The sequence below is a fragment of the Psychrobacter urativorans genome, assembly GCF_904846695.1.
Lineage (GTDB): Bacteria > Pseudomonadota > Gammaproteobacteria > Pseudomonadales > Moraxellaceae > Psychrobacter > Psychrobacter urativorans.
This window is the reverse complement of sequence record NZ_CAJHBR010000046.1, coordinates 1-3,754: the sequence shown is the minus strand read 5'-3', so window position 1 is coordinate 3,754 and position 3,754 is coordinate 1. Positions and strand designations below refer to the sequence as shown.

Annotated in this window: 3 protein-coding genes; 2 read left to right on the top strand and 1 reads right to left on the bottom strand. The window is 39.9% G+C overall.

The genetic code is table 11. From position 1 onward, the window contains the following. Both JMY09_RS14180 and JMY09_RS14175 read left to right on the top strand, forming a co-directional pair. The coding region (locus JMY09_RS14180; RefSeq protein WP_201624581.1) for a type I restriction endonuclease subunit R, EcoR124 family at nt 1-1,912 on the top strand (1,912 nt) is incomplete at its 5' end. 314 nt (nt 1,913-2,226) lie between these two features. After that, nucleotides 2,227-2,820 carry a hypothetical protein gene (locus JMY09_RS14175; protein WP_201624579.1) on the top strand — a complete coding sequence of 198 codons (594 nt, stop codon included), beginning with the start codon at nt 2,227-2,229 and terminating at the stop codon, nt 2,818-2,820. Nucleotides 2,821-3,550: 730 nt separating this feature from the next. Here JMY09_RS14175 and JMY09_RS14170 read toward each other — a convergent pair. Next, on the bottom strand, nt 3,551-3,754 hold a 204-nt coding region (locus JMY09_RS14170), incomplete at its 5' end, for a hypothetical protein (protein ID WP_201624583.1).

Below are 3,754 nucleotides of genomic sequence, written 5' to 3'. Positions count from 1 at the left end.
ATCTATCTACTCTAAGCAAGTAGTGTTCATTTTTGATGAAGCACACCGTAGCCAGTTCGGTGAAGCGCAAAAAAACCTAAAGAAGAAGTTTAAAAAGTTCTATCAGTTTGGCTTTACGGGTACGCCAATCTTTCCAGAAAACGCTTTAGGGGCCGAGACCACTTCCGGAGTGTTTGGTCAAGAGCTGCATTCATACGTCATCACTGATGCCATTCGTGATGAAAAGGTATTGAAGTTCAAAGTCGATTACAACGACGTACGCCCACAGTTTAGCGGCATTGAAAGCGAGCAGGACGAGACGAAGCTCACCGCAGCAGAAAACAAGCAGCTGTTATTGCATCCTGATCGTATCAGTGAGATATCGCAGTACGTGTTAACCCACTTTAGACAAAAAACCCATCGTCTAAAGTCTGGTGGTAAAGGTTTTAACGCTATGTTTGCTGTCAGTAGTGTAGACGCTGCTAAAGCCTATTATGAAACCTTGAAACAGTTGCAAAAGGACAGCGACAAACCGTTAAAGATCGCTACTATATTTTCTTTTGCCGCCAATGAAGAGCAAGATGCATTGGGTGATATTCCTGATGAAGGTTTTGAACCCACTGCTATGAATAGCAGTGCCAAAGAGTTTTTAAGCAGTGCTATTGGCGACTATAACACGATGTTTAAAACAAATTATGGTGTAGACAGCAAATCCTTCCAAAATTACTACCGCGACCTTGCAGGGCGTGTCATTAATCAAGAAGTGGACTTGTTAGTTGTCGTCGGCATGTTCTTAACAGGTTTTGATGCCCCTACCTTGAACACCTTATTCGTGGATAAGAACCTGCGCTATCACGGCTTAATGCAAGCTTTCTCACGTACCAACCGTATCTATGATGCCACCAAGACGTTTGGTAACATTGTGACCTTTCGAGACTTAGAAAAAGCGACCATTGACGCCATCACCTTGTTTGGTGATAGAAACACTAAAAACGTGGTGCTAGAGAAGAGCTATAAAGAATATTTAGAAGGCTTTACCGATATCGCCACAGGCAAAGCCCGCCGTGGTTATTTGGAAGTGGTCAAAGAGCTGCAGCAGCGCTTTCCTAATCCTGATGAGATTGTCAAAGAGTCTGACAAGAAGGACTTTGCCAAGTTATTCGGGGAATATTTGCGCGTCGAGAACATCTTACAAAACTATGATGAGTTTGCAAGCCTAAAAGCACTGCAAGACTTGGATGTTACCGATGCTGACGCTATTGAGACGTTTAAGGACGAGCATTATCTAAACGATGATGAGCTAGCCGCTATGCAAGCCATTAAAGTGCCTGCTGAACGTACGGTACAAGATTACCGTTCAACGTATAACGATATACGCGATTGGCTTCGTCGTGAAAAAGCAGGTGAGCAGCAAGATGAGTCTTCGATTGATTGGGATGACGTGGTGTTTGAGATAGATTTGCTCAAATCACAGGAGATCAATCTTGATTATATCCTTGAGTTGATTTTTGAGCATAATAAAAACACTAAGGACAAGTCTGCCTTGGTTGAAGAAGTACGACGTTTGATTCGGGCAAGTCTTGGCAACCGTGCCAAAGAGAGCTTGGTAGTAGACTTCATTAATCAAACCAACTTAGACAACATCCCTGACAAATCCAGCATCATTGAGGCCTTCTTTAGTTATGCTCAGGTAGAACAACAGCGTGAAGTCAAAGATATGATTGCCGCTGAAAATCTGAATGAAGATGCAGCTAAGCGTTATATCACCGCTTCTCTAAAGCGTGAGTACGCTAGTGAGAACGGTACAGAGTTGAATGCTATCTTGCCTAAACTAAGTCCACTTAATCCGCAATACTTAACCAAGAAGCAAAGTGTTTTGCAGAAAATTGCGGCTTTCGTTGAGAAGTTTAAAGGTGTGGGTGGGAAGGTTTAGCAGTAATTATTATGGGCTAAGCTTGTTCTATCGATTGGCTTTGTTGTCGCTCTAATAGTTTGATTAGTGTTATACCGTACCTTAAATAATGGGGTTTTATGTTCAGACGTAAGCTTAATAAGCGGTTAAGATGCGGTTTACCTTTTATAGATGGTAGACCCCTTGTTTCAGAGGCTAGTGATGTATTGGATATTAATACTCCAACTGTTTTTATATCTAGTTTTATTAGTCATAATTTAAATGTTTATTGCTATACTCATCATCATAATAAATAAGACACCATTAACTAGTATTAATATGAGAATATTCGAGTTATGAGAGAGCTGATCACTGAAAGCGGAATAAATTATTGGTTGTCTGGATTTCATGGCAAAGTAGTAGGATTACAGGTTGTATCTGAAACTAGTCATCGTAGTGGATATTCAAATGGAGGGGGATACAGCAGCTCAGAAACTCATACAACTAAAAGCTTTTTCTTACTGAATGATAAAGGTCAAGAAAAGGCTTTTAGTTTCTCAGATAGAAAACTGCCGGCAATGAGGGATGGCCACATTGTTCAAGTCATGTGGCTTTCAAGGGAAAATGCAAAAACTGGCAAATACTTCTTAGTTCGAAACGTTACGTTAAACGAAGAATTTTTAGATGTAGAGAATATTAAACAGGTTTATCTTGATAAAAAAACCGTGCAATCTGTATATCTTATAGCAGCTGGAGTCCTGATACTCATAGTCTTTGCTATAGTAGCGTTTGCTAAAGCTATTCTAAGTGCTGAGGGAGAGGGAACATTCTATACAATTTTGGGCATTCTTTTATTTATTGTAGTATGCGTTGTGTTGGGGTGGAGCAATATTAGAAATAGAAATAGATATAGTAGGATGACCAGTGAGGTTTACAAAAGAGCCATCTAATTCTTTATAAAAAGAAAAGCTGCTAAAGGTATATTCTCAACTTACTGGTAATGGTATAGGATTTGATATATCTAGGACAGCCCCTTCTATCTTAGAAGGGGGTATATCTCAAGGGAACCACTCAAGTGCTTTTACTGGTTCGGTTCCCTAGTGAGGATTCGAAGCTTTGGTTGTGGGCTAATGGTAGCAACGTTTCAACTCGCTAAAATAGTCTGAGTGTACTTCGTTGTGTACTTGCCCTATATATTCTATCTGTGATCGGTGCGCTATATAGTAGACATCGAGCTGCTAGTATTTGCCATAATTATTGTTCTAGGAACAATGGTCGGTTTGGAGAGTTCTATACTGCCCATTTTAGATGGTGAAAAGGTAGTGATTTAACACCATTATTGGAACATGTTCAGTGCGTTATACAGACATCGAACTCCTAGCATTAGGTGTGAATTTAATGGCGACTAAATCAATAGCAGGGGTTATTATCATTAATTTTTCTTATTAAGATCTCCCATTTTGGTTTCTACAGGACTGTCTTGTGTAGCTCACATGATCCATGTATTACAAAAGCACAAAAAAAGGTGATAGAGAAATCATCATAGTAACTGTAACTGCCTTAGCTTTTAAAATAGCCAGCTACAAGCTACAGATCACTACTAGAGTTTCATCTACCACCTTCACTATCTTATGGTGACTGAGCGTTTAAGCCACCACAAGCGTTGCAGTCTAAAGGAGCTTATTTATGCCAAATACCTTTAATAGACTCCCAATACTCTGAGAAAATAGAGTCATTACGCTTCGTTTCTTCCTGACTATCTAGATGGGTAGGTGGCAAGATATGCTCATAATAGGTATCTTTTAATAGCTTACGTAATAAGCCTTCTCCAATAAATCCTTTGCCATCATTTAGCGTATTTGCCGCTCGTAATAGGTGACGAAT